The sequence below is a fragment of the Nocardia sp. NBC_00416 genome (assembly GCF_036032445.1).
Lineage (GTDB): Bacteria > Actinomycetota > Actinomycetes > Mycobacteriales > Mycobacteriaceae > Nocardia.
On record NZ_CP107932.1, the window covers coordinates 5,783,382 to 5,809,827 of the forward strand.

Below are 26,446 nucleotides of genomic sequence, written 5' to 3' on the forward strand. Positions count from 1 at the left end.
TCACAGCGAGTGCGCAGGCGGGTGCCAGCGGGTTGGGTCAGGATAGGGGTATGAGTGGTGCGCAGGGTGGAGCACCCGAGGCCCGGGTGCTGGTGGTCGACGATGAGGCGATGATCGTCGAGTTGCTGACCGTGAGTCTGCGGTTCCAGGGTTTCGAGGTGGCTTCCGCCGCCGATGGGGCCCAGGCATTGGACGTGGCCCGCGGGTTTCGGCCCGACGCGTTGATCGTCGATGTGATGATGCCCGGGATGGACGGATTCGGTCTGTTGCGGCGACTGCGTGCCGACGGTATCGACGCGCCGGTCCTGTTCCTGACCGCCCGTGACGACGTCCAGGACAAGGTGACCGGTTTGACGCTGGGCGCCGACGACTATGTCACCAAACCCTTCAGTTTGGAGGAAGTGGTCGCGCGACTGCGGGTGATCCTGCGGCGGGCCGGGGGCGCCGCGCCGACGCGGGAGCGATCCCGGCTGCGGTTCGCCGACATCGAACTGGACGACGATACGCACGAAGTCTTCAAGGCCGGTGAACCGGTGGCGTTATCGCCCACCGAGTTCACGCTGCTGCGCTATTTCATGGTGAACGCGGGGACGGTGCTGAGTAAACCGCGGATTCTGGACCATGTCTGGCGCTACGACTTCGGCGGTGAGGTCGGGGTGGTGGAGACCTATGTGTCGTATCTGCGCAAGAAGGTCGACACCGGTCCGAAACGGCTCATCCACACCTTGCGCGGCGTCGGTTACGTGATGCGCGAATCAGCCGGCCGGTCGTGAGAACCGAGGAAACCTCCGCCGCGACGGCGCCGGGTCCGGACCGGCGGCGGTTGGCGGATCGGATCGCGGCTGTTCCACTGCGGGTCACCTTGGTGCTGGCCCTGGTCGCGCTCGCCGCGGCCGGGCTGCTGGCGTCGGGGGTTGCGGTGACGTCGGCACTGCGCACCGCGTTGATCGATCGAGTGGATCAGCAACTCGACGATCAGGCTCGCGGCTGGGCCCGTCCCGGCGCACCGCGGTTCGTGCCGCTGCCGGGGGAGCCGGGCCGGGAGCGCCCGCCCGTGCTGTACTACGCGCGGGTCGAGGACACGTCCGGCAAGCTGTACCTGCAGTCCGATCTCGGCCGCGACGGAGCCCCTGATCTGCCCGCGAACATGCAGCCCGGCACGTTCACCACCGGCTCGGTCGGCGGGGATTCGGAGAACTGGCGGGTCCGCTACACCGTGAACCGCGAAGGCACCAGTGTCGTGGCGCTGCCGCTGGACGAGACCGAGGCGATCGTCGAACGGCTGGTCGTGCTGCAACTGGTGATCGGCGCAGTAGTGCTTGCGGTGCTGGCGGTGGCCGCGTATTTCGTGATCAGACGTAGTTTGCGACGGCTGGTGCAGGTGGAAGAGACCGCCGCCGATATCGCGGCGGGGGACCTGCATCGCCGGGTACCCATGCGCGGCACGAACACCGAGGTGGACCGGCTGGCCCAGTCGCTGAATGCCATGCTCGCGCAGATCCAGCGTGGTTTCGCCGCGACCGAAGCGTCGGAGGAAGCCGCACGGCGGTCCGAGGAGAAGATGCGCCGGTTCGTCGCCGACGCCAGCCACGAGTTGCGCACACCGTTGACCACCATCAAGGGTTTCGCGGAGCTGTACCGGCAGGGCGCCACCGGAGATACGGATATGCTGCTCGACCGGATCGAACGCGAGTCCAAACGGATGGGCCTGCTGGTGGAAGATCTGCTGATGCTCGCCCGGCTCGACGCGGAACGCCCCGTCGAGCACGCGCCGGTCGATCTGCTGGCGCTGACCAGCGACGCCGTGCACAGTGCGCGCGCGGTCGCCGCGGCACAGGGCCGGGGCGACCGGTCGATCGGTTTCGAGGTACGGCCGGGTACCGGCACCGCCGAAATCCCGGGCGACGCCGCCCGGCTACGCCAAGTGCTGGCGAACCTGCTCAACAACGCGCTGGTGCACACGCCGGTAGATGCCACCGTGACCGTGCGGCTCACACCCGACCGGGACGAGGTCCGGCTGGAAGTGGCCGACACCGGTCCGGGGATGCTCCCCGAACAGGCGTCGCGGGTATTCGAACGGTTCTATCGCGCAGACGACTCCCGCAGCCGAGGCAGCGGCGGGACCGGCCTGGGCCTGTCGATCGTGCAGGCGCTGGTCACCGCGCACGGCGGCGCCGTGGAAGTGACCAGCGAGCCCGGCGCGGGGACGACCTTCACCGTCCGTCTACCGCGCGACCGGCCGATACCGTCCGCCGCCGATGCGGCGGACGGCCCGGGCGATCCGTGATCAGGCGGGCACGTGGGCGCCGTAACCGAGGTCGCGCAGCGCCTGCTTGATCCGGGCCTGCGCGTCGTCGAGCGATTCCGGCGACGGATCGGGATCGGCGCCGGAAATATCGAAATTGCCCATGGTGAACGCCGGAAACACATGAACATGCAGGTGCGGAACCTCGAGCCCGGCGATCAACAAGCCCGCCCGAGGCGCGTCCCACGCCGCACGCACGGCCTGCCCGACCTGCTGCGCGACTCCGTTGAGTCGGGCGAACACCTCGGGCTCGAGGTCCTGCCACTGATCGATTTCCTTGCGCGGCACCACCAGAGTGTGGCCGGGGGTCACCGGGGCGATGGTGAGGAACCCGACGAATTCGTCGTCCTCCCAGACGAACCGGCCCGGCAGGTCACCGGCGATGATCGCACTGAAGACAGAAGCCATGCTGTATATATTGCCCCGCCTTCGGCGGGGCGGGTCGGGGCCCTCGTCAACCCCGGTTCTTCACTCCTACGCTCAGTCGCTGCGCTCCTTCGCTTCGTCGCTCCAGAACCGGGGCGGGCCCCGACCTCGGAGGTGGACCATCCGGACGGGGCGAGAGGTGGGGGCGGACGTGCTCCTTGGCCTGCGTGGGTAGGTTCACGACCCTGCCAGTGCTCGATGGTCGCCGATCTATGGTCGGCGGTGCGCATGCGCTCGGTCGCTGCGCTCCTTCGCTTCGGGTGTCGAACGCCGGGGCGGCGGGGCGCAACCTGGTGGGGCTCGCTGGACCCGGCCCGGGGCGAGGGGCACTGTTCACCGAGGGCAAGGTCCGGATGTTCACCGGGCGGAGCCCGGGGCGCCTCGCTCCGGCGACGCGGCGGCCGGGAACTCACACCCCGACGAAATGGGACAGGATTCCCTGCACTTCGTAGATGTCGACCTGCCGGTTGAACTTCTTCTGCAACGGCGTGTCACTGCCGGAGATCCACAGCACCAGTTCCGCGTCCAGATCGAAGGTGCCGGCTGTTTCGACCGCGAAATGGGTGATCGAACGGTACGGGATGCTGTGGTAGCTCACCTTCCGGCCGGACAGGCCCTGCTTGTCGACGAGGATCAGCCGCCGATTGGTGAACAGCATGGCGTCGCGCACCAGTATGTAGGCCGAGTAGATCTGTTCGCCGTTGCCCAGTAGCCGCTGGTATTCCTGTTGGGCCCGGGCCGGCTCCACCTGGCCGGCATTACCCATGATTCCGTCCATGAGACCCATCGCGTAAATCCTCCCGTACGCGCGTATCGGATCCCGGCCGGAATCCGATGCGCGGGTTGCCCACCCGTTCCGGGTGTTTCCACCATCATCCACAGTCCGGACCGGACCGGCCGTGGCTCGAGTGAACCTGCTGGTACCGGGCCGGGCAGGGGCCAACCTGCCCCGCTGGCGCCGGACAGCGCACCTATAAGCTGTCCGGGTGCGAGTACTCGTCATCGGTTCCGGAGCCCGTGAACACGCCCTCGTCCTTGCGCTGCGCCGCGATCCGGCGGTGAGCGCGATCGTCGCCGCACCGGGCAATGCCGGTATCGCACAGCAGGTGCAAGTGCGCCCGGTCGACGCCGGGTCCGCCGCGGCGGTGGTGGCGCTCGCTCGCGATGTCGCCGCCGATCTGGTGGTGATCGGACCCGAGGTGCCGTTGGTGCTGGGTGTGGCCGACGCGGTGCGCGCGGCCGGGATCGCGTGTTTCGGTCCGTCGGCCGCCGCGGCGCGGATCGAGGGGTCGAAGGCGTTCGCCAAGGATGTGATGGCCGCGGCCGAGGTGCGTACGGCGCACAGCGAAGTGGTCGACAATCCCGCGGAACTCGATGCGGCGCTGGATCGATTCGGCCCCACCTGGGTGGTGAAGGACGACGGGCTCGCCGCGGGCAAGGGAGTCGTGGTGACCACCGACCGGTTGGCGGCGCGCGGGCATGCCGCGGAGTTGCTCGAACTGGGGCATCCGGTGCTGCTGGAATCGTTCCTGGACGGTCCGGAGGTATCGCTTTTCTGCCTGGTCGACGGGGAGACCGTGGTCCCGTTGCTGCCGGCGCAGGACCACAAACGGGTAGGCGACGGCGATACCGGGCCCAACACCGGGGGTATGGGCGCCTACACCCCGCTGCCGTGGTTGCCGGAGGCGATGGTCGGGCAGATCGTCGACGAGGTGGTGGCGCCGGTCGCCGCGGAACTCGTGCGCCGCGGAAACCCTTTCAACGGACTGCTGTACGCCGGGTTGGCGATGGGTGCGGCCGGGCCCGCGGTGGTGGAGTTCAACTGCCGGTTCGGTGATCCGGAGACGCAGGCGGTGCTGGCCCTGCTGGAGAGTCCGCTCGGGGAACTGTTGTACGCCACCGCAACCGGGACCTTGGCCGAGGCGCCCGCGCCGCGCTGGCACGGCGGCGCCGCGGTCACCGTGGTGCTGGCCGCCGAGCACTATCCGGCTCACCCTCGCAGCGGTGATGTCATCACCGGCGCCGGTGAGGCGGGGACCGACGACGCGGCGACCGTACTGCACGCCGGTACGGCGTTGCGCGAGGACGGCGCACTGGTGTCCGCGGGCGGCCGGGTGCTGAACGTCGTCGGCACCGGGGTGGACCTGACCGCGGCCCGGGCGGCCGCCTACGACCGGCTGGCCGGGATCAAATTGACCGGCGGCCACTACCGCTCCGATATCGGCCACGCCGCGGTCGAGGGCCGGATCAGCTTCTGAACCGTCCCGGCCGCGGCGGCACCTGTATCGGCGCCGCCGCGGCCGGGACCGTTCGCCGAGCGAGTCGACGGATCAGTACGCCCCGAAGACGTTGTCGATGGAGCCGTAGCGATGCGCGGCGTAATTGCAGGCCGCGGCGATATTGGCGACCGGGTCGTAGATATCCCACGAGGTGCCGTCCACGTGATAGGCGGCGAAGGTGGGATCGATGACCTGCATGAGCCCCTTGGACGGGATGCCCGCCGCGGCGTTGGAATCCCACAGGTTGATCGCGTTCGGGTTACCGCCGGACTCGCGCAGGGCGTTGCGGTGGATGCCCTCGTAGCTGGCCGGGATGCCGCGCTGTCCGAGGATGCGCAGCGCGTTGTTGATCCAGCCGTCCAGATCGTTGGAGAAGATCGGCGGCAGCAACAGTTGCGGCAGCGGCTGCGGCAGCGGCTGGACGAATTGCTGCAGTTGGTCCTGCTGTGGTTGGGGCAGCTGCTGCTGCCACTGGCGGGCCTGCTGCTGGGCCTGCCTGGCGGGTTCCTGCAACTCCGGGGGCACTCCGTCGATCGGGGCGTCGGCGAATGCCTGCGCGGGTACGGCGATCACGGCGGCAACGGCGATGAGGGGCAACAGTTTTCGTAAATTCATGGAGGGCTCCGGACAGCGCGCGGGTACCACGCCGCCGCGTATCGTGGCCACCGGCGGTGTCTTTGCGCTGTTTCTGTTGTGACTTGCGTTGTGGAATCGGGAGATTCAGTTGTCCGCGCACACTGGCGCGGTGCGTCGCGCGCCGGCCGGGGGCCGACGCCAGAGGCGACGCTGTCGCGGCGGATAATTCGGAGAAAGGTCGATATCCGGGCGGCAAACAGGCTTGCGGTCTGTTTTCTGGCGAATCACAGATTGATTGCAGAAGATTAACAACAGGTGAACTAGTGGTGAATCGAAGGTTCTATTGTCCTGAGAAAAACCTCGGGAGCAGGCTTTTATGCGGTATCGATCACATTTCCGCACTCGGGATTCGCTCGATCATCTCGAATACTGCGTATTTGCCACAATGATCGATGATCATTTGTAGGTGAGTCCGTGCAGGGCGAGCCAGCGCTGTGGATCGACGTGCTGGCCGTTCAGGATGATCTCGAAATGCAGATGCGGACCGGTGGAGTCGCCGCGATTACCCATTCGGGCGATCTGCATGCCGGCGGGCACGCGTTCGCCGACAGAAACGAAGAAGTCGTACATATGGCCATAGACGGAGATGGCGCCGTCGTCGTGCCGTATCCGCACCCACAAACCGAAGCCGGAAGCCGGTCCGGCGTCGATCACGGTGCCGTTGGCGACGGCGTAGATGGGGGTTCCGATCGGGCCCGCGATATCGATGCCTTGATGGAGAGTGCCCCACCGGCTGCCGAAACCGGAGGTGAACGTGCCGGGGGCGGGCAGGACGTAGCCGCCCGCGCCGGGCGGTACGGCGCCGGGCGGAATCACCCCGCCCTCCAGCGCGCCCGGGGCCGGTGCGCTGTCGATCCACGGCTGCGCCTGACCCGCTACCGCGGCCGCGGCCTCGGCTTTGGCGCGTTCGAGCGTGGTCCGGGCGGCGGCGGCCACCACGGCCTGTTCGCGGAGGTGTTCACCGTTGTCGATGGCGTCGAGATAGCGGCGGACCGAGGGGATCGGCGCCGAGAGCAGCAAGGGATGGGCGACCGCGACCCGATACCCGGTGCCCGGAGCGGGCGCTCGGTCGGTGAGCACGATGCTCGCCGTTCCGTCGCCGGCCGCCAGACACAGCGTGAGGACGAGTCCGCCGATGAGATAGCGATGCCGCCGGGCGGCGGCCCTCAGCTGCTCGGCCGACGGCCGCCGGGCGAGAAGTTCGGTCAGCTCCGCCCGGGTCGGGCGGTATTGCAGGAGCTCCCCGGCGGATTGCCGGATCAGTTGGTAGGCCGCGGCCACCGGACGGCCCGCGGTACGAGGAGCCGATACGCGGGCGGCGCGTTCCCGCCAGCCCGGTGCGATGACCAGCCCGCCACCGACCGACGCGGCGTGATCCAGGGAGATACGCCGGTCGTCTTCTTCGTCCATGCGCTCGGGCGAGTCGCTGCCGATATCGGCGAGCGGGACCGGGGTATCGGCTTCCCGCCGGGTTCCGGCTCCCGGGGACAAGTGCTCGGATTCGGAATCCGGCCCCGGGCGTGTCGGTGGCCGCGGATCGGAGCGGTCGCCGCTGCCGTGCGCCTCGACCGCCGCTCGGCCGGGCTCGGTGGAAGTCGATCCGTGCGGCCGCGCGCCCCGGCGCACCGCCCCGGAAACCGGGCGCACCGCTCGATTCCAGCGTCGGCGGAGGAACCCGGTACCGCGGCCGGACGCGGTGAACCCGGGGTCCTGTGCGGGCGGGCCGGCGGGCGGCCGGCTGGCCTTGTCGAGCATCAGAGCAGACCATAGCTGTCGAACCGCCCGAAGCGGTGTTCTACCGTCGGTCGGGTGTCCACTGAATCTCGGCGCTCGACCATCCCACCTTTCTACGTGATGGATGTCTGGAAAGCCGCCGCCGAACGCGCCAGAACGCACGGTGATGTGCTCAGTCTGGCGGCCGGGCAGCCCTCGACACCGGCACCCGCACCGGTGCTGCGCGCCACCAGGACCGCCATCGACGCCGAGTTGTTCGGCTACACGGAGACTTTCGGCATTCTGCCGCTCCGCCAGGCGATCGCCGGACATCACCACCGGACCTACGGCTACCCGGTGGACCCCGACGATGTCGTGGTCACCACCGGCTCGTCCGGCGCGTTCACCCTGATCTTCCTGGCGGCCTTCGATCCCGGTGACACCGTGGTGCTCGCCCGCCCGGGTTATCCGGCCTACCGCAACACGCTGACCGCGCTCGGCTGCCGGGTCGTCGAATTGGACTGCCGCGCGGAGACCCGGTTCCAGCCGACCGTCGCCATGCTCGAGAGCCTGCCGGAACCGCCGCGCGGTCTGATCGTGGCCAGTCCGGCCAACCCCACCGGCACGATGATCGACCCGGACGAGCTCGCCGCGGTGACCCGCTGGTGCGATGCGCACGACACCCTGCTGATCTCCGACGAGATCTACCACGGCATCACCTACGGCGGCGAGCGCACCGCGTCGGCCTGGGAGACCTCACGCGCGGGGGTGGTGATCGGATCGGTCTCCAAGTACTTCTCCATGACCGGCTGGCGGCTGGGCTGGATGCTGACTCCACCGGAACTGCGGCCGGCACTGCAGCGGCTGGCGTCGAATATGACCGTCTGCCCGCCGGCGATCTCGCAGTACGCGGCACTGCATGCGTTCGGCGACGAGGCCAGGGCCGAACTCGACGCCCATGTGCACCGGTATGCGATCAACCGCACGATTCTGCTGGAGGGACTGGCCGGGCTGGGGATAACCGATCTCGCGCCCGCCGACGGCGCCTTCTACGCCTACGCCGATATCGGCCATCTCACCCACGATTCGATGGCCTGGTGCGCCGATGTACTGGCCCATACCGGGGTGGCGCTGGCCCCGGGCCTGGATTTCGATACCGTGAACGGGCACCGGACCATCCGCATCTCCTTCGCGGGCGCCACCACCGAGATCGAGGCGGCGCTGGTCCGGCTCCGGGAATACCTGCGCCCGGGGGCTCCGCACAAAGACTGTGCACAGCAATAACTTTGCACAGTACGACAACATCACTGCGCGGATGCGGTAGAAACATCGATGGTTGTTTCCCCTTTCCCTGATTTCGCACGGATGTACTGATGACGACTGGCACGATGGCACGGTGATAACCGCGACGACTCCGAAGGGTGAACGGCGTCGCCAGGCGCTGGTGGCTGCTGCTGCCGAGTTACTGCTCGAAGGCGGTTTCGACGCGGTACGGCATCGTTCGGTCGCGACCCGCGCCGAGCTGCCGCTGGCCTCCACGACCTACTACTTCGAATCGCTCGAGGATCTGATCGCGCGGGCGGTCGAGTTCAGCGGCAATGCCGAACTCGAGGCCATGCGGCGGCGGATCGGCGAGGTGACCCATCGCCGCCGGGGCGCGGACGCGACCGTCGATCTGGTGCTCGATCTGCTGATCGGACCCGAAGGGGTGGACGAGGGTGCGCGTGGCCGGCTGATCGCCCGATACGAACGCACCGTCGCCTCGGCCCGGCACCCGGAGCTACGCGAGGTCCAGCTCCGACTACGCGGGCAGCTTGACGAGCTGCTCTCCGATGTGCTGCGCAGGTCCGACCGGATCGTGCGGCCCGAACAACTGCGCAGGCTGGTCGCGGTGGTCGACGGCGCCGTCGTCGCCGCCCTCAGCGAATCCGATCCGCAACCCCGGCGTCTGGCCCGCGGCGCCCTGCTGGAGGTCATCGATATCGTCGCTCCCGCGACGCACCAGCCGATCGACCGATACCGGCCATTAGACTGACCGGACGTGACCTCCGACCTGATCCCGAACGTCCTCGCCACCCGCTACGCCAGCCCGCAACTGGTGCATCTGTGGTCTCCCGAGCACAAGATCGTGCTGGAGCGACGGCTGTGGCTCGAGGTGCTGCGCGCCCAGGCCGATCTCGGTATCGAGGTGCCCTCCGGCGTGGTGGAGGACTATCAGCGGGTGATCGACCAGGTGGATCTGGCGTCCATCGCCGAGCGGGAGCGAGTGACCCGCCACGATGTGAAGGCCCGCATCGAGGAATTCAACGCGCTCGCCGGACACGAACACGTTCACAAGGGCATGACCAGCCGCGATCTCACGGAGAACGTGGAGCAACTGCAGATCCGGTTGTCGCTGGAACATATCCACGCGCACGGGGTCGCGGTCGCGGCCCGGCTGGCCGAACGGGCCGCCGAATATCAGACGCTGGTGATGGCCGGGCGGTCGCACAATGTCGCCGCGCAGGCCACCACCCTGGGCAAACGCTTCGCTTCGGCCGCCGACGAACTCCTCATCGGCCTCACCCGGCTGCGCGAACTCATCGACCGCTATCCGCTGCGCGGGATCAAGGGCCCGATGGGCACCTCGCAGGACATGCTGGACCTGCTCGGCGGTGACGCCGCGAAACTGTCGGCGCTGGAGCAGCAGGTGGCCCGGCATCTGGGCTTCACCAGCGTGCTGACCAGCGTCGGACAGGTCTACCCGCGCTCGCTCGACCACGATGTGCTCTCCGCGCTGGTGCAGATCGGCGCCGCACAGTCCTCGCTGGCCCACACCATCCGGCTGATGGCGGGCCACGAACTGGTGACCGAGGGATTCCAGCCGGGGCAGGTCGGCAGTTCGGCCATGCCGCACAAGATGAACACCCGGTCCTGCGAACGGGTCAACGGGCTGCAGGTGGTGCTGCGCGGGTACGGGTCGATGGCCGCCGAACTCGCGGGCGCGCAGTGGAACGAAGGCGACGTGTTCTGCTCGGTGGTGCGCCGGGTCGCGCTGCCGGACGCGTTCTTCGCTCTCGACGGCCTGACCGAGACCTTCCTGACCGTGCTCGCCGAGTTCGGGGCCTACCCGGCGGTGATCGCGCGGGAGCTCGAACGCTACCTGCCGTTCCTGGCCACCACTCGTATTCTGATGGCCGCGGTGCGCGCCGGGGTCGGACGGGAGTCGGCGCACGAGGTGATCAAGGAGCACGCGGTGGCGGTCGCGCTGGCCATGCGGGAGCAGGGCCGCGAACCCGATCTGCTGGACCGGCTCGCCGGAGACGACCGGATGCCGCTGGATCGGGCGGCCCTGGACGCGGCGCTGGCGGACAAATCGGCCTTCATCGGCGCGGCCGACGCCCAGGTGGCCGAAGTGGTCGCGCAGGTGGGCAAACTGGCGGACGCCTTCCCCGAGGCCGCGCGGTACACACCGTCACCGATCCTCTGAGCCGACCGGAGCGGCCGCACACCCCACCGGCACCCTGGTCCGCGTCGGCAAACCCGCACCTCACCTTCATGAATGAGCCACCATAGCCCTATGGATCCGTACACGATTTTTGCCGACATCATCGCCGGGCGGGCCCCGTCCAGCCAGGTGTACGAGGACGACGACGTGCTGGCTTTCCTGGATATCCGGCCGGTGACGCCCGGGCATCTGCTGGTGGTGCCGAAAAAACCCGCGCGCGAACTCGCCGAGTTGGATCCGGTGCTCGGTGGAAAGCTCTTCCAGGTCGGGCAACTCCTGGCGGCCGCGTTGCGGGACAGCGAGGTGGCCTGCGACGGGGTCAACTTCTTCCTGGCCGACGGGGTGACCGCTGGTCAGGAGGTCTTCCACGTCCATCTGCACGTCATCCCGCGCACCCCGGGGGACGGATTCGGGCTGCGGGCCCGGCCGCGCACCCCGGCGCGGGCGGATCTGGATTATCTCGCCGGTTCCATCCGTGGCGCGCTCGACCGCGCCCGGTGATCAGCGGTTTCCCAGGTGCGGGCCGGATCTGCGGATAGGACCGGAACGGCCACGTAAGATCATGACTCGATCGAATCGGCATATTTGCTGCGAATGTGCTGTGTGTGCGCTGTCGCCGGGTCAGAATTGGTGAGCATGGGCATGAGCTAGTTTCCGGGGTGGGCTAGGGAGGTGCGAACGTGCGGTATTTTCGGATAGCTGTACTGATGCTGGGGGTGATCGGTTTGGCTGCCGGGTTGCCCGTCCTCCGGCCCGCGCCGGCAGCCGCGGCCGAGGTCGTCGGTATCGACGACCTGAGTCCGACCAGGTCCGCGGTGTTCATCGCCTCCCCGGCGATGAACCAGGTCGTGCAGGTGCAAGTTCTCCATCCGGCCGGCGGCGGCTCCCGCCCCAGCTACTACCTGCTCGACGGCCTCGATCCGGGCGTGGGGCAGAGCACCTGGACCAACGCCACCGACGCCGAACGCTTCTTCCAGGGCCGGAACGTGAACGTCGTGCTGCCCGTCGGCGGCAAGGCCAGCTACTTCACCAACTGGCGACGCGACGATCCGGTACTCGGCCATTACCAGTGGGAGACGTTCCTGACCGAGGAGTTGCCGCCGATCATCGACGATCATTTCTCCGGCAACGGGGTGAACGCCATCGGCGGGCTGTCCATGGGCGGGCACGCGGCCTATATTCTCGCCGCCCGGCATCCGGCGCTGTACACGGCGGTCGCCGGGTACAGCGCCTGCCCGGACACCGCGCTGGCCACCGGCGCGGTGCAGTTCTCGATCCTCACCCGGGGCGGCAATCCGGACAATATGTGGGGTCCCGGTGGGAGCCCGGAGTGGGCGGCGCACGATCCGGCGCTCATGCTGGATCGGCTGCGCGGCAAAACGCTGTTCCTGTCCACCGGTACGGGTCTGCCCGGCCCGCACGAGCTGGAATTGAAACCGCAGCTTCCGGAGAACATCGTGCTCGGCGGACCGATCGAGTTCGGGGTGGACACCTGTGTGATCGCCTTCGAGCGGCGGGTGCGCGCGGCGGGTCTCCCGATCCAGGTCGACTACAGTCCGGTCGGCACCCATTCCTGGTCGTATTGGAACGACCATTTGAAGGCGTCCTGGCCGACCATCGGCAACGCGATCGGGGCTTGACCGCACGGTCGGTCCAGGCGCGGAGTCGGTGGCGTTCCCTGGTAGCCGGGTGCGGCCGCTACGGTGGTGGCCATGGCTGACAGTGGTAGTCCGATAACCGGCGAGGCGCCTGTGGCGGTGGCGCCCACGGCGAAAACGGTTCCGTTCGAACGGGTGCACCACGGCGATCGGTTCATCGACGAATACGAATGGCTCCGGGACAAGGACAACCCGGAGGTCATCGCCCATCTCGAGGCCGAGAACGCCCATACGGAGGCGCGGACCGCGCATCTGGCGCCACTGCGCGCGAAGATCTTCGACGAGATCAAATCCCGCACCCAGGAGACCGATCTCTCGGTGCCGACCCGGCTGGGCGACCATTGGTACTACTCGCGCAGTTTCGAGGGCAAACAGTACGGCGTGCACTGCCGGTGCCCGATCGACGCGACCGCCGCCGGTGTGGACGCCTGGACGCCGCCGCAGCTGGAGGTAGGTACCGAGATCCCCGGCGAACAGGTCCTGCTCGACAGCAATCTGCTCGCCGAGGGACACGATTTCTTCGCGCTCGGCGCGTTCTCGGTGAGCCATGACGGGAATCTGCTGGCATTCTCGGTGGATACGGCCGGTGACGAGCGCTACACACTCCGGTTCCTGGATCTGCGTTCGGGCGAACTGCTCGGCGACGAGATCCCGCGGACCGCGCCCGGCGCCACCTGGTCGCTGGACGGCAGTCACGTCTTCTATCAGACGGTCGACGAATCCTGGCGGCCCGATACGGTCTGGCGGCACCAGCTCGGTGATACGTCGGCCTCGGACGTGCAGGTCTTCCACGAGCCCGACGAGCGGTACTGGGTGAGTGTCGGGGGCACCAGGTCGGAGAAGTATCTGATGATCTGGGTGGGGTCCAAGATCACCACCGAGGGCTGGGTACTGGAATCGGATAACCCGACCGGTGAGTTCCGGGTGCTGCTGCCCCGGCGCGAAGGGGTGGAGTATTCGGCGGAGCACGCGGTGGTGGCGGGGCAGGACCGGTTCCTGATCCTGCACAACGATGTGGTCGACGGGGTCAAAGCCGAGAATTTCGTGCTCGCCGAGGCCCCGGCCGACGATCCGGCCCAGTTGCGCACACTGATCGGGCATCGCGACGACGTGCGGCTCGAGGATATCGACGCCTTCGCCGGCCAGTTGGTGCTCAGCTATCGCCGGGAGGCGCTGACCCGGGTCGCGGTCTGGCCGTTGGGCCCGGACGGATACGGCGAGTTGCGCGAACTCGAATTCGATCTGGAGCTCTACACCGCCGGACTCGGCTCCTGCCCGGAATGGGATCAGCCCACCCTGCGGCTCGGTCTCACCTCGTTCATCACCCCGACCCAGGTCTTCGACTACGTGGTGGAGACCGGCGCGCTGTTGCTGCGCAAGGAGCAGCCGGTTCTGGGCGGCTACGACGCGGACGATTATGTGCAGCACCGGGATTGGGCGGTCGCCGCGGACGGCACCCGGATCCCGATCTCGGTCGTCGCCCGCCGCGATGCCGATCGGGTCGCGGGCCCGAAGCCGCTGCTGCTGTACGGGTACGGCTCCTACGAGGCGAGTATGGATCCGGGTTTCTCGGTGGCGCGGCTGTCGCTGCTCGATCGCGGTGTGGTGTTCGCGATCGCGCACGTTCGCGGGGGCGGCGAAATGGGCCGGCTCTGGTACGAGAACGGGAAAACCCTGACCAAGAAGAACACCTTCACCGATTTCGTCGCCTGCGCACGACATCTCGTGGACAGCGGGGCCACCGCGCCGGACCGGATGGTCGCCGACGGCGGCAGCGCGGGCGGTCTGCTGGTCGGCGCGGTGACGAATATGGCGCCGGAACTTTTCGCCGGGGTGCTGGCCAACGTGCCGTTCGTCGACCCGCTCACCTCCATCCTCGACCCCTCGCTGCCGCTGACGGTGATCGAATGGGACGAGTGGGGAAATCCGCTGGCGGACAGCGAAGTCTACGAATACATGAAATCGTATTCGCCCTACGAGAACGTCGCGGCGCAGGATTATCCGGCGATTCTGGCGATCACCAGCATCAACGACACTCGCGTGCTGTACGTGGAACCGGCGAAATGGGTCGCGAAGCTGCGCGCCACCAAGACCGGTGATTCGCCGCTGCTGCTCAAAACTGAGATGAGCGCCGGGCACGGCGGTGTCAGCGGGCGGTACGAGAAGTGGCGGGAAGTCGCGTTCGAGTACGCCTGGGTGCTGGACATCGTCGGCGCCGGCGACCGGTAGCCACGCCGGGCGGCGACCGGACCGTGTCCGGATGTTCGCCGCCCGGCCATATCCACTCCACAGGCTGGTCATCAGGGCTGCACGCGCAGGCCATCGTGGCTGCACGCGGCCGACACCTGCCGCTGCCATCGTTGATACATGAACGCTGAGCTGCTCGTATCGGTGTCGGGGGTCCGCGACGTCACCCGGGACGCGGCGATCGGGTTCGCCGCGGAGATGGATCAGCGCGGCGTGCGGCTGTCACTGCTGGTGGCGCCCCGCCTGAAGGGCAAATACCGGTTGGCCGACGATCCCACCACGCAGATCTGGCTGCGCAGCCGCCGCGGTCGCGGTGACGCCATCGTGCTGCACGGCTACGACCAGGCCGCCACCGAACGCCGGCGCGCGGAATTCGCCACGCTGCCCAGACACGAGGCCCTGCTGCGGCTCACCGCGGCCGATCGGGCGATGGAACAGGCCGGACTGCGCACCCGGTTGTTCGCGGCTCCGCGCTGGGACGCCTCGTCGGGGGCGATGGCCGCGCTGCCCGAACTCGGGTTCCGGTTGTCGCTGGGCCTGACCGGTATCCACGATCTGGAGCGCAACTCGGTGCAGAAGGCGCGGGTGTACGGGATAGGGGAGGGCTTCCGGGCCGAACCCTGGTGGTGCCGGGCGCTGGTGCTCGGGGCGGCTCGTACCGCGCGGCGCGGGGGAGTGCTGCGACTGGCGGTCTCCGCGGCGCAGCTCGGCCGGCCCGGTCCACGGCAGGCCGCGCTGGACGCCGTCGATCTGGCGCTCTATCACGGGGCGCGCGGCGAGGTATATCGCTGGGAACCGGCGACCGCGATCCGCGCGGCCTGAGACTCCGCCGCCCCGGTTCGGCGATAACGGGGCGGCGGTTCCGCATCGACGCGCCGGCTCAGCGGTCGGCCGCGCTCACAGGTCGGCGTCGTTCTCCGGTCGCAGGATGGTGAACTCGGTATCCGCCTTGCGCATCTCGTCGAGCCGGCTGAAATACACGCCCCACGCCTGCTCGGCGATGATCCCGTAGTGAATGGGGAAGGCCAGGCGCGGCGCCACCGACCGCAGGTAGTCCACCGCTTCGCTGATCTTCATCCACGGCGCCGCGGCGGGAACCGCCAGCACATCGACCGGGGTGGACGGCACCCAGAGCGAATCGCCCGGATGAACGAACTGGGTCGGGTTCTCGGCGGTACCGAGCTGGAAGACGGTGTTGTCGACAACCGGCATTTCGGGGTGGATCACCGCGTGCCGCCCGCCGCCGCCGGTGATCCGCAGACCGTCCAGCTCGAGAACATTTCCGGCGTGCACGGCTTCCCAGGACCCGCCCTGGATCGCGGCCGTCTGCGGGTCGCTCAGCAGCCGGGCGCCCGGGTTGGCCTCGACCAGCGCCTCGATCCGGCTCGGATCGATATGGTCGGCGTGCTGATGGGTGACCGCGATGGCATCCAGTCCGGTGAGGCCTTCGAAGCCGTGGGAGAACGCGCCGGGATCGAAGAGCACCTTCCTCCCGTGCAGTTCGACGAGTACGCAGGAGTGACCGAAATGGGCTACATGCATGCACGCAAGGCTAGTACCGCAGATGTTCGGTCACCCGCCGCGGCCGTCCGGTCACCCGGCAATTAGGCTGCTCAGGTAACCCCCATCCGCGTTCCGGCGTCGGCGCCGGGCGCAGCTCACCCCCTTTGTGAGGAGCAACCCGTGGCACGTGTCGTGGTCGAGGTGATGCCGAAGACCGAGATCCTGGATCCGCAGGGGCAGGCCATAGTCGGCGCCCTGCCGCGCCTGGGATTCGAGGGCGTCACCGATGTCCGGCAGGGCAAGCGCTTCGAACTCGAGGTCGGTGACGACGTCAGCGACGACGAGCTCGCCTCGATCGCCGAATCGCTGCTGGCCAACACTGTGATCGAGGACTGGAAAGTGGTGCGCGTCCCGTGACCGCCCGGATCGGGGTCATCACGTTCCCCGGCACCCTCGACGATGTGGACGCCGCTCGCGCGGTCCGGCTGGCCGGCGCCGAAGCCGTCAGCCTCTGGCATGCCGACGCCGACCTCAAGGGGGTGGACGCGGTCGTCGTGCCCGGCGGATTCTCCTACGGCGACTACCTGCGCTGCGGCGCCATCGCCCGCTTCGCTCCCGTGATGGGTTCGGTGATCGAGGCAGCCGGCAACGGTCTGCCGGTCCTCGGGATCTGCAACGGGTTCCAGGTGCTGTGCGAGGCGGGCCTGCTGCCCGGCGCACTCACCCGCAACGAGGGCCTGCACTTCATCTGCCGCGACCAGTGGTTGCGCGTCGAAGCCACCGATACGGCATGGACCTCCCGCTACGAACCGGGTGCGCAGATCCTGGTCCCGCTGAAATCCGGTGAGGGCCGCTACCAGGCCTCGCAGTCGGTGCTCGACGAACTCGAAGGCGAAGGCCGGGTGGTGTTCCGCTACGCGGGAGACAACCCGAACGGGTCGCAGCGCTCGATCGCGGGTATCGCCTCGGCGAACAAACGGGTGGTGGGACTCATGCCGCATCCCGAACACGCGACCGAACCGCTGACCGGGCCGAGTGACGACGGGCTCGGGCTGATCCTGTCGGTGCTGGACGCGCTGGTCGCTTCCTGAGGTATGAGCCCGGTCCGAGCAGATGCGGGCCGGGCTTGCCCGGGCAGGTGGGCTCTGTCGCTGGTCCTCCTTCTCGGAGGCGATCTCGACCCCCGCTTGCCCCGACGCCTACTGTCACCTCATGCCGAGTTCTGCTGCAGCGGCTTCGGCCGCCGGGTTGTGTGAGTTCATCGACGCGTCGCCGTCGCCGTTCCATGTCTGCCGGACCATCGCCGAGGATCTCGACGCGCACGGTTTCACTCGCCTCGACGAGACCCGGTCCTGGCCCGGCACCGGCGGGCGGTACTACATCGTGCGTGGGGGATCACTGGTCGCCTGGGCCGATCCCGCGCAGGCCGGTCCTTTCCGGGTGGTGGGGGCGCATACCGACAGCCCGAATCTGCGGGTCAAGCAGCATCCCGACCTGACGGTGGCGGGCTGGCAGCTGGTGCGGCTGGAGCCGTACGGCGGCGCCTGGTTGAACTCGTGGCTGGATCGTGAGCTGGGGATATCCGGGCGGCTGAGTGTTCGGAAAGGGTCCGGGCTGGGGGAGCGGCTGGTGCGGATCGATGAACCGATTCTGCGGGTGCCGCAGCTGGCCATTCATCTGTCCGAGGATCGGCGCGGGGTCACGCTGGATCCGCAGCGGCATGTGAACGCGATCTGGGGGGTGGGCAGCGACCCCGTGTCTTTTCTCCGATATGTGGCCGAATCGGCGGGGGTGGATCCGGCGGCGGTGCTCGGCTGGGAACTGATGACCCACGATCTGGCGCCGAGCCGGGTGATCGGTGTCGGCCGCGACCTCGTCAGCGCGCCACGGCTCGACAATCAGGCCACCTGCTACGCGGGTCTGCGGGCTTTCCGTGCGGCTGTGGAGAACCCGGGGGCCGCGGTTCCGGTGCTCGCGGTGTTCGACCACGAGGAGGTCGGCAGTCAATCCGACCGGGGCGCGCAGTCCGAACTGCTGCCCACGGTGCTGGAGCGGATCGTGCTGGCGCGCGGCGGCGGCCGGGCCGATTTCCTGGCCGCGATCGCGGGTTCGGTGTGCGCGTCCGGCGATATGGCGCACGCCACCCACCCGAATTATCCGGAGCGGCACGAACCCTCGCACGGTATCGCGGTCAACGGCGGCCCGGTGCTCAAGGTCAACCAGAATCTGCGCTATGCCACCGACGCGACCGGCGCGGGTGCGTTCGCGCTGGCGTGCGATCGGGCGGGGGTGCCGATGCAGCGCTATGTGCACCGTGCCGATCTGCCGTGCGGGTCCACGATCGGCCCGATGACGGCCGCCCGCACCGGAATGCCGACCGTGGATGTCGGAGCGCCGCAGCTGGCCATGCATTCGGCGCGGGAAATGATGGGCGCCGCCGATATCACCGCCTACGCGGCGGCGCTGGCCTCGTTCCTCGCGCCGGAGAGCTGAGTCACGAGCTTCGGGCCGGCCCGCGGGCGGGTGGGTTTGTCCCGGTGGGGTCGGCAATCGGCGCAGCGCTGGTGAACGTAAGATTCGTGCTGGATCAACCCTGTCGGGGCCCCGCCGTCGAGGCCTCCGTTCCGACCCGAACCGTGTTTCCGATATCCCGCGGCGCCGATGCCGAACACCAGTCGCGGGGTGCGGTGCCGGACCCGAGGGGCCGGAGCCCGCGCGCGCCGGCGCGCCAACCTACGAAAGGATCCTGGATCCCCGTGACTGAGCAGGTCGATACGGTCGCCACCGCCGCCGCCACCCCGGATACGCCGCAGCCGTACGCCGAGCTCGGCCTCAAGGCCGACGAATACGCCCGGATCAGGGATATTCTCGGACGCCGGCCCACCGATGCCGAGCTCGCCATGTATTCGGTGATGTGGAGCGAGCACTGTTCCTACAAATCCTCGAAGGTGCATCTGCGCTATTTCGGGGAGACCACCACCGAGGAGATGCGTGCCTCGATGCTCGCCGGTATCGGCGAGAACGCGGGCGTGGTCGATATCGGTGACGGGTGGGCGGTCACCTTCAAAGTGGAGAGCCACAATCATCCGTCGTACGTGGAGCCGTATCAGGGGGCCGCGACCGGTGTGGGCGGGATCGTGCGCGACATCATGGCGATGGGCGCGCGGCCCATCGCGGTGATGGACCAGCTGCGTTTCGGCGCCGCCGATGCCGCCGACACCCGCCGGGTGGTCGACGGGGTGGTGCGCGGGGTCGGGGGATACGGGAACTCCCTGGGCTTGCCGAATATCGGCGGCGAAACCGTATTCGATGCGTCCTATCAGGGAAATCCGCTGGTCAACGCGCTGTGTGCGGGGGTTATGCGGGTGGAGGACCTGCATCTGGCCTTCGCGTCGGGCGCGGGTAACAAGATCATTCTTTTCGGTGCGCGCACCGGCCTCGACGGGATCGGCGGCGTTTCGGTCCTCGCCTCGGACACCTTCTCCGGTGACGATTCCGGGTCCGGCCGCAAGAAGCTGCCGAGTGTCCAGGTCGGCGACCCGTTCACCGAGAAGGTCCTGATCGAATGCTGCCTGGAGCTCTACCACGCCGGGCTGGTCGTGGGTATCCAAGACCTCGGCGGCGCCGGGCTGTCCTGCGCGACCTCCGAACTGGCCGCGGCCGGCGACGGCGGGATGCGGATCGAGCTCGACCGGGTCCCGCTGCGGGCGGCCGATATGACTCCCGCCGAGGTCCTGTCGAGTGAATCGCAGGAGCGGATGTGCGCGGTCGTCACTCCGGAGAACGTGGACGCCTTCCTGGCGGTCTGCGCGAAATGGGATGTGCTGGCCACGGTGATCGGTGAGGTCACCGACGGCGAACATCTGGAGATCACCTGGCACGGCGAGACAGTGGTGGACGTGCCGCCGCGCACGGTCGCGCACCAGGGGCCGGTGTACGAGCGCCCGGTCGCGCGCCCCGCCGACCAGGACGCCCTCAACGCCGACACCCCGGACACCCTGCCCCGGCCCAAAACGGCCGAGGAACTGCGCGAGACACTGCTGAAAATGGTGGCCAGCCCGCAGCTGTGCAGCCGCCGGTGGATCACCGAGCAGTACGACCGCTACGTGCGCGGTAACACCGTCCTCGCCGAGCACGCCGACGCGGGCGTGATCCGGGTGGACGAACGGACCGGCCGGGGTATCGCACTGGCCACCGACGCGTCCGGCCACTACACCAAGCTCGACCCGTACACCGGTGCCCGGCTGGCGCTGGCCGAGGCATACCGAAATGTGGCCACCACCGGCGCCACCCCGAAGGCCGTCACCAACTGCCTGAACTTCGGCTCCCCGGAGGATCCGGGCGTGATGTGGCAGTTCCAGCAGGCCGTGCGCGGTCTCGCGGACGGCTGTGCGGAACTCGGTATCCCGGTGACCGGCGGCAACGTCAGCTTCTACAACCAGACCGGCGAGAACGCCATCCTTCCGACCCCGGTGGTCGGTGTCCTCGGCGTGATCGACGATGTGCACCGCCGCATCCCCACCGGGCTCGGCCTGGAACCGGGGGAGTCCCTCATCCTGCTGGGCGATACCCGCGACGAATTCGGTGGTTCGGTGTGGTCGCAGGTGGCGCACGGGCATCTGGGCGGGCTGCCGCCGCAGGTCGATCTCGCCCGCGAGAAGCTGCTCGCCGACGTGCTCACCGCGGGTTCCCGCGACGGCATGATCAGCGCCGCGCACGACCTCTCCGAGGGCGGTCTCGCGCAGACGGTGGTCGAGGCGGCCCTGGCCGGCGAGACCGGCTGCCGGGTCCTGCTGCCCGAGGACGCCGATCCGTTCGTCATGCTCTTCTCCGAATCGGCGGGCCGGGTAATGGTCGCGGTGCCGCGGTCGGAGGAGACCCGGTTCACCCGGATGTGCACCGCCCGCGAGCTGCCCTGGGTGCGGATCGGGGTCGTGGACCAGGGCTCGGATTCGGTCGAGGTGCAGGGTCAGTTCTCGGTCACCATGGCCGAGCTGCGGACCGCCTACGAGGGAACCCTGCCGGCGCTCTTCGGCGGCCACGCCTGATCCGTTCGGCGGACATGCCGCGCCGGAGGTGACCCGGGCCACCTTCCGGCGTCGGCTCGGCCCGCCATACTGGATGGGTGCTGGAAACCGCCGACTCCGTGACCAGATTGCGGAGACGTTGTGTCGCGGTGGTCCGGCGGACCGAGCGGATCATCGACCTGAACTACGTGGGTCTGGTGGTCGCGACGGTGTTCTTCGCGTTATCGGTGTCGCCGTCGCTGCTCCCGCGTGACTGGATGTTCCAGGGGCTGATCAGCGGCATCAACGCGGCCATCGGGTACGGGGTGGGCTGTCTGCTGGAATGGCTGTTCCGCTTGTGGGTCCGCCCCCGGCTGACCCGGATACCGTCGCCGCCCACCTGGACCAGGTACGCGCTGAAATCCGCGGTGCTGATCACCGCGGTGCTGAGCGCCGGTTACATGCTCGTGCAGTCCGCCAATTGGCAGCGCGAGATCACCGCGCTGATGGGGATGGAGGGCACCACGACTCCCGCCTACCTGCGCACCGGCGGACTCAGCCTCACCATCGGCGTACTCGTGGTCGCCGCTTACCGCACGGTGCGCGAACTGATCCTGTTCCTGGCCCGCGAACTCAACCGTTGGGTGCGCATACCCCGGGAGCTGGCGCCGGCGGCCGGTTTCCTGGTGCTGGTGCTGGTGCTGGTCACCCTGTTCAACGGAGTCGCCACCCGCGCGTTCTTCGCCGTGGCCAATTCGGCGTTCAGCGTGCGCAACGACCACACCTCGGAATACGCGGTGCGCCCAGAACTCCCCGAACGCTCGGGTAGTCCGCAGTCCCTGGCGGCCTGGGACACCCTCGGTTTCGAAGGCCGCTGGTTCGTTTCGCACGGACCGAGCGCACAACGTATCTCCTGGGTCACCGGCCGTCCCGCGCGAGAACCGATCCGGGCCTATGTCGGCCTCGAATCGGTTGTGGGCACCGGCCTTTCCCAGGCCGAGCTGGCGGTCGCCGAACTGGAACGAACGGGCGCCTTCGATCGTCAGGTACTGGTCGTGGTCAACACCACCGGCACCGGATGGGTGAATTCCATGGCCGCCAACGCGATCGAATACATGTACGGGGGTGATTCGGCCCTCGTGGCTACCCAGTACTCGTATCTCCCCAGCGCGCTCTCGTTCCTCGCCGACCGAGACAAGGTCGCCGCGTCCGGCCGGGAACTGTTCGACGCGGTGTACCGCCATATGCTCACCCGCCCGGCCGCGGAACGTCCGAAACTGCTGGTGTACGGGGAGAGCCTCGGCTCGCAAGGGTCCGAGGCCGCGTTCGACGGGCTGGCCGATCTGCGCGAGAAGGTCGACGGCGCGCTCTGGGTGGGGCCGCCGAACTCCAACCGCTTGTGGCAGCAGTTCGTGAACCGGCGTGACCCGGGTTCCCTGGAGATCGAACCGGTCTACGCGGACGGCCTGGTGATCCGTTTCGCCGGGGATCAGGACGACCTGGCTCGCCCTGGACCGGAATGGCGGGCGCCCCGGATCGCCTACCTGCAGCACCCCTCCGACCCGATCGTCTGGTGGTCTCCGGATCTCATCTTCTCCCAACCGGATTGGCTGTCCGAACCACGCGGCTCCGATGTCTCACCGCGGATGCGCTGGGTGCCGCTGGTCACCTTCTGGCAGGTCACCGCGGATCTCACCAATGCGCAGGGCGTCCGCGACGGACACGGTCACCGGTACGGCAGCCTGGTGCTCGACGGCTGGGCCGCGGTCACCCGCCCGCCGGACTGGAATCCCGAACTGGCGGAGCGGATCAGGCTCGAGATCGAAGCCTACGAAGCCTACGAGCGGGAAGTGAAGTGAAGGCCCGGACCCTTGCCGCGGTCGCCGCGCCGCTGTTCTGGAACAACTGGCTGCTGCCGCGTCTGCGGCTCGACCGCCGCGGCCGCACCGCCGCCAATGTCGTGGCCGCCACCGGATACGCCCTGGTGTTCGAAGGCCGCCCGCACTGGACCTCCGCCCGCGGCCTCCGTTGTGGAGCAACGTGCGCCGGTATCGTCGCGGCAGGGTATGCGGTGGCCTTGCTGATTCCTCCGATACGCCGCGGGCTCGGCGACTCGGGCGATCGCGCACCGGATGTGAGCACCGCGGAATGGGTCGCCGTGCACATCACTTTCGGCACTGTCTACGCCGAGGAACTCGTCTTCCGAGCCACCTTGGACCCCTTGCTGGACAGGGAATTCGGAACGGCGGCCGGCGGGGTGGCCGGTGCGACGGTCTTCGGGCTCTGGCATCTCCACCCCGCTCGCGCCGCGCGGGACAACGTCTGGGGCGCCGTCGCGTTCACCACCGTCGTCGGTCTGATCTTCGGCGCGCTGAACCGGCGCACGGGCAGTGCCGCCGCGCCCGCGCTGCTGCACTGGGCGGTGAATGCGGGCGGCGCGGTGCTGTCCCGCCGGGCCCGTGTCGATCGGCTGACGGCGGCGCGGGAGCCGAGGTGCGGGCCGGACGACCGCGCTGTCGGCGAGGTCGCCGAAACCCTCGGCGGCAAGGCAATTCGCGGCCGAGCACGCGTCATCGGCGCCGACCCCGGGCGCGATCGGCCCGAGGATGGCACACTTCGCCGGTGAGATTGATCGACAGCGATGGATACGGTGTGGAGCTCTCTGTTGCCGGATACCAGTTTCCGGACCATATCGATCCGCGGATCCGGTACAGCTGGCTGGTGATAGCCGGCGCCGCGAATTGCCCCGAGGGGAACTGGTCCTTCCGTTGGCAGGCGTTGACGCTCGACGACGCGGTCGAGCTGGCCGACTGGCTACGACGTATCGCCGCCGAAGCCGAGCCCAGCGGTGAGCCCGTCGGGGGTCCCGCCCGGCTGGATTTCACCGAGCCGAACCTGAGTTTCACCGCGTCCCGGGCCGCCGGTGCGGTCGAGGTGGAGATCGGCCTGGATCTGGAGTTCTCGCCGCCCTGGAACCGCCGCGCCACCGCGGGGTCGCCGTTTGTCGTCACGGCGCGGCTCTCTCCGGCCGATCTCGCTACCGCGGCCAAGGATCTCGGTGCGGAAGTGGACGGTTATCTACCTCCGGGCGGCCCCCTGCTCAGCCGTGTCAGGTGAGTGTGCCCGGCGGTTGCGTGCCGACCGAGGCATCGGGTGATATCGCCCACGTTGCGCCCGGACCGGTGCGGGCTTATGGCCGGTTCGCGAACCAGCCCGGTGGCCCGGTGGCGCATCGGCTGACCGCACCGCCGCAGCCGGCCCGCCGGACAGGCTGTTTCGGCAGGTGAAAGGGGTGTTAACTGAATGTGGAGATTTGCTGAACAGGGTGGCACCGGGTGAGTGGGGCCGCTGTAGCGCGGGTTCGCGTCCGGTCTCCGATCGCTTGCTATCGGGGTGCTGATCCGGTGACACGCGCGAGCGGTGCACCCGTAGACTGTCGAGTGCCCCCCACACCCGCCCGACCAGGGAGCGCACGGTGACCCACGCCGACCAACCGGCTGTCAGCAATCCCACCGCAACCGACGAGACGGAGAACCCGCCCCGTGAGGAGTGCGGAGTCTTCGGAGTCTGGGCTCCTGGGGAGGACGTGGCCAAACTCACCTACTACGGCCTCTATGCCCTGCAACACCGTGGACAGGAAGCCGCGGGCATCGCGGTCTCCGACGGCTCGCAGGTGCTGGTCTTCAAGGATCTCGGGCTGGTCAGCCAGGTATTCGATGAGCAGACCCTCGCCGCAATGCCGGGACATGTCGCCATCGGGCACTGTCGCTACTCCACCACCGGAGCCACCACCTGGGAGAACGCGCAGCCGATCTTCCGCACCACCGCCGTCGGCTCCGGGCTGGCGCTCGGGCACAACGGCAATCTGGTCAACACCGCCGACCTGGCGGACCGGGCGCGTGAGCTCGGCCTGGTCGCCGGTCCGGGCCGCCCGGGCGCGGTCTCGGCGACCTCCGATTCCGATGTGATGACCGCGTTGCTCGCGCACGCCTCCGCGGATTCGAGCATCGAGCAGGCCGCCATGGAGTTGCTGCCGACGGTCCAAGGCGCCTTCTGCCTGACCTTCATGGACGAGCACACGTTGTATGCCGCCCGCGATCCGCACGGAGTCCGGCCGCTCGTACTCGGCCGGCTGGAACGCGGCTGGGTGGTGGCCAGCGAAACGGCCGCTCTCGATATCGTCGGCGCCTCCTTCGTCCGCGAGATCGAACCCGGCGAACTGCTCGCCATCGACGCCGACGGCGTCCGCTCGTCGCGGTTCGCCAATCCCGAACCCAAGGGCTGCGTCTTCGAATACGTGTATCTGGCCCGACCCGACAGCGCCATCTCCGGACGTTCGGTGCACGCGACTCGCGTCGATATCGGCCGTCGCCTAGCCGCCGAGCACCCGATCGATGCCGACCTGGTGATCCCGGTCCCGGAGTCGGGCACCCCGGCCGCGGTCGGCTACGCCCAGGGATCGGGGCTGCCCTACGGGCAGGGCCTGATGAAGAACGCCTACGTCGGGCGCACCTTCATTCAGCCCAGCCAGACCATCCGCCAGCTCGGCATCCGGTTGAAGCTGAACCCCCTGCGCGAGGTCATCCGCGGTAAGCGGCTCATCGTGGTGGATGATTCGATCGTGCGCGGCAACACCCAGCGGGCCCTGATCCGGATGCTGCGCGAAGCCGGCGCCCTGGAGATCCACGTCCGGATCGCCTCGCCTCCGGTCAAGTGGCCGTGCTTCTACGGAATCGACTTCGCCTCACGCGCCGAACTCGTCGCCAACAACGCCGGCACCGATCCGGACGGCCCCACCGGACTGTCCACCGACCCCGACGCGGTGCGCGACATGGTGGAGGGCGTCCGCCGCTCCATCGGCGCCGACACCCTCGGTTATATCTCGCTCGAGGGAATGGTCGCCGCCACCGAACAGCCGCGTTCCCGGCTGTGCTGCGCGTGCTTCGACGGGAACTACCCGATCCCGCTGCCCACCGAGGCATCGATCGGGAAGAACCTCCTGGAGTTCGGCGGCCGCTCCCAGACCCGCCTGCTCACCGACAACGCGAACGCCAGCGCCCTCAGCCGACCCTGAGCCGTACCGATCGGCGCGGAGCCCACACCGCAACGGCCGCACAGCCCACCCGGCCGCAGCGCTGGGTCACACCGGTGAACGCCCACACGATCCCCTTCCGCGAACCGCCGCA

23 protein-coding genes are annotated in these 26,446 nt (G+C 68.6%); 18 read left to right on the forward strand and 5 right to left on the reverse strand.

Annotation, left to right across the window (positions count from 1 at the left end; translation table 11 throughout):
• Positions 1-50: 50 nt before the first annotated feature.
• Entirely contained in the window at positions 51-773 is a 723-nt protein-coding gene (locus OG804_RS25050) for a response regulator transcription factor (RefSeq protein ID WP_328390472.1), read from the forward strand.
• Positions 770-2,287, forward strand: a complete 1,518-nt coding sequence (locus tag OG804_RS25055; RefSeq protein WP_442941625.1) for a sensor histidine kinase — start codon at positions 770-772, stop codon at positions 2,285-2,287. Before OG804_RS25050 ends, OG804_RS25055 begins: the two co-directional genes overlap by 4 nt.
• On the opposite strand, the gene OG804_RS25060 is transcribed toward OG804_RS25055, so the two are convergent.
• Together OG804_RS25060 and OG804_RS25065 are read right to left on the reverse strand one after the other, a co-directional pair.
• A complete protein-coding gene (locus tag OG804_RS25060) occupies positions 2,288-2,713 on the reverse strand; it encodes an HIT family protein (RefSeq protein WP_328390474.1) in 426 nt (141 codons plus the stop codon).
• Between the two features lie 427 nt (positions 2,714-3,140).
• The gene (locus tag OG804_RS25065; protein WP_328390476.1) at positions 3,141-3,518 is read right to left on the reverse strand and encodes a PH domain-containing protein; all 378 of its coding nucleotides are present in this window, start codon (positions 3,516-3,518) and stop codon (positions 3,141-3,143) included.
• A 199-nt stretch (positions 3,519-3,717) separates the two neighbouring features.
• Here OG804_RS25065 and purD point away from each other — a divergent pair, with 199 nt between their 5' ends.
• Positions 3,718-4,989, forward strand: a complete 1,272-nt coding sequence (purD, locus tag OG804_RS25070) for a phosphoribosylamine--glycine ligase (RefSeq protein WP_328390478.1) — start codon at positions 3,718-3,720, stop codon at positions 4,987-4,989.
• A 72-nt stretch (positions 4,990-5,061) separates the two neighbouring features.
• Here the strand turns inward: purD and OG804_RS25075 are convergent, their stop codons facing one another.
• On the reverse strand, positions 5,062-5,625 hold the full coding sequence (locus OG804_RS25075; RefSeq protein WP_328390480.1) for a transglycosylase SLT domain-containing protein: 564 nt from the start codon (positions 5,623-5,625) through the stop codon (positions 5,062-5,064).
• 417 nt (positions 5,626-6,042) lie between these two features.
• Entirely contained in the window at positions 6,043-7,056 is a 1,014-nt protein-coding gene (locus tag OG804_RS25080) for a M23 family metallopeptidase (protein WP_328398728.1), read from the reverse strand.
• 444 nt (positions 7,057-7,500) lie between these two features.
• On the opposite strand from OG804_RS25080, the gene OG804_RS25085 reads away from it, so the two are divergent.
• From OG804_RS25085 to OG804_RS25115, 7 genes are all read left to right on the forward strand, one after another.
• Positions 7,501-8,643, forward strand: a complete 1,143-nt coding sequence (locus OG804_RS25085) for a pyridoxal phosphate-dependent aminotransferase (protein WP_442941906.1) — start codon at positions 7,501-7,503, stop codon at positions 8,641-8,643.
• Between the two features lie 112 nt (positions 8,644-8,755).
• Positions 8,756-9,394: a TetR/AcrR family transcriptional regulator gene (locus OG804_RS25090; RefSeq protein WP_328390484.1), complete on the forward strand. Its 639-nt coding sequence runs from the start codon at positions 8,756-8,758 to the stop codon at positions 9,392-9,394.
• 6 nt (positions 9,395-9,400) lie between these two features.
• Positions 9,401-10,828, forward strand: a complete 1,428-nt coding sequence (gene purB / locus OG804_RS25095; RefSeq protein ID WP_328390486.1) for an adenylosuccinate lyase — start codon at positions 9,401-9,403, stop codon at positions 10,826-10,828.
• A gap of 90 nt (positions 10,829-10,918) precedes the next feature.
• Positions 10,919-11,347, forward strand: a complete 429-nt coding sequence (locus OG804_RS25100; RefSeq protein WP_328390488.1) for an HIT family protein — start codon at positions 10,919-10,921, stop codon at positions 11,345-11,347.
• A gap of 206 nt (positions 11,348-11,553) precedes the next feature.
• The gene (locus OG804_RS25105) at positions 11,554-12,486 is read left to right on the forward strand and encodes an alpha/beta hydrolase (protein WP_328398731.1); all 933 of its coding nucleotides are present in this window, start codon (positions 11,554-11,556) and stop codon (positions 12,484-12,486) included.
• Positions 12,487-12,558: 72 nt separating this feature from the next.
• Positions 12,559-14,733, forward strand: coding sequence for a S9 family peptidase (locus OG804_RS25110; RefSeq protein WP_328390490.1), 2,175 nt, complete (start codon positions 12,559-12,561; stop codon positions 14,731-14,733).
• Positions 14,734-14,871: 138 nt separating this feature from the next.
• Positions 14,872-15,573, forward strand: a complete 702-nt coding sequence (locus OG804_RS25115; protein ID WP_328390492.1) for a DUF2334 domain-containing protein — start codon at positions 14,872-14,874, stop codon at positions 15,571-15,573.
• A 75-nt stretch (positions 15,574-15,648) separates the two neighbouring features.
• On the opposite strand, the gene OG804_RS25120 is transcribed toward OG804_RS25115, so the two are convergent.
• Complete coding sequence (locus tag OG804_RS25120; RefSeq protein WP_328390494.1) at positions 15,649-16,293, reverse strand: MBL fold metallo-hydrolase; 645 nt, start codon at positions 16,291-16,293, stop codon at positions 15,649-15,651.
• A 141-nt stretch (positions 16,294-16,434) separates the two neighbouring features.
• Between OG804_RS25120 and purS the strand changes: the two genes are divergently transcribed.
• From purS to purF, 8 genes are all read left to right on the forward strand, one after another.
• Positions 16,435-16,671: a phosphoribosylformylglycinamidine synthase subunit PurS gene (purS, locus tag OG804_RS25125; RefSeq protein WP_328390496.1), complete on the forward strand. Its 237-nt coding sequence runs from the start codon at positions 16,435-16,437 to the stop codon at positions 16,669-16,671.
• The gene (gene purQ / locus OG804_RS25130) at positions 16,668-17,345 is read left to right on the forward strand and encodes a phosphoribosylformylglycinamidine synthase subunit PurQ (RefSeq protein ID WP_328390498.1); all 678 of its coding nucleotides are present in this window, start codon (positions 16,668-16,670) and stop codon (positions 17,343-17,345) included. The genes purS and purQ overlap by 4 nt, the downstream gene beginning before the upstream one ends.
• 121 nt (positions 17,346-17,466) lie before the next feature.
• Positions 17,467-18,747 (forward strand): M18 family aminopeptidase, encoded by a 1,281-nt coding sequence (locus OG804_RS25135; protein WP_328390500.1) that lies wholly within the window; start codon positions 17,467-17,469, stop codon positions 18,745-18,747.
• Between the two features lie 263 nt (positions 18,748-19,010).
• Entirely contained in the window at positions 19,011-21,302 is a 2,292-nt protein-coding gene (purL, locus tag OG804_RS25140) for a phosphoribosylformylglycinamidine synthase subunit PurL (RefSeq protein ID WP_328390502.1), read from the forward strand.
• 77 nt (positions 21,303-21,379) lie between these two features.
• A complete protein-coding gene (locus OG804_RS25145; RefSeq protein ID WP_328390504.1) occupies positions 21,380-23,119 on the forward strand; it encodes an alpha/beta hydrolase in 1,740 nt (579 codons plus the stop codon).
• Positions 23,116-23,886 (forward strand): CPBP family intramembrane glutamic endopeptidase, encoded by a 771-nt coding sequence (locus tag OG804_RS25150; protein WP_328390506.1) that lies wholly within the window; start codon positions 23,116-23,118, stop codon positions 23,884-23,886. The genes OG804_RS25145 and OG804_RS25150 overlap by 4 nt, the downstream gene beginning before the upstream one ends.
• Complete coding sequence (locus tag OG804_RS25155) at positions 23,883-24,377, forward strand: WapI family immunity protein (RefSeq protein ID WP_442941626.1); 495 nt, start codon at positions 23,883-23,885, stop codon at positions 24,375-24,377. The genes OG804_RS25150 and OG804_RS25155 overlap by 4 nt, the downstream gene beginning before the upstream one ends.
• A gap of 358 nt (positions 24,378-24,735) precedes the next feature.
• Positions 24,736-26,334, forward strand: coding sequence for an amidophosphoribosyltransferase (gene purF / locus OG804_RS25160; RefSeq protein WP_328390510.1), 1,599 nt, complete (start codon positions 24,736-24,738; stop codon positions 26,332-26,334).
• The last annotated feature ends 112 nt before the right edge of the window (positions 26,335-26,446 follow it).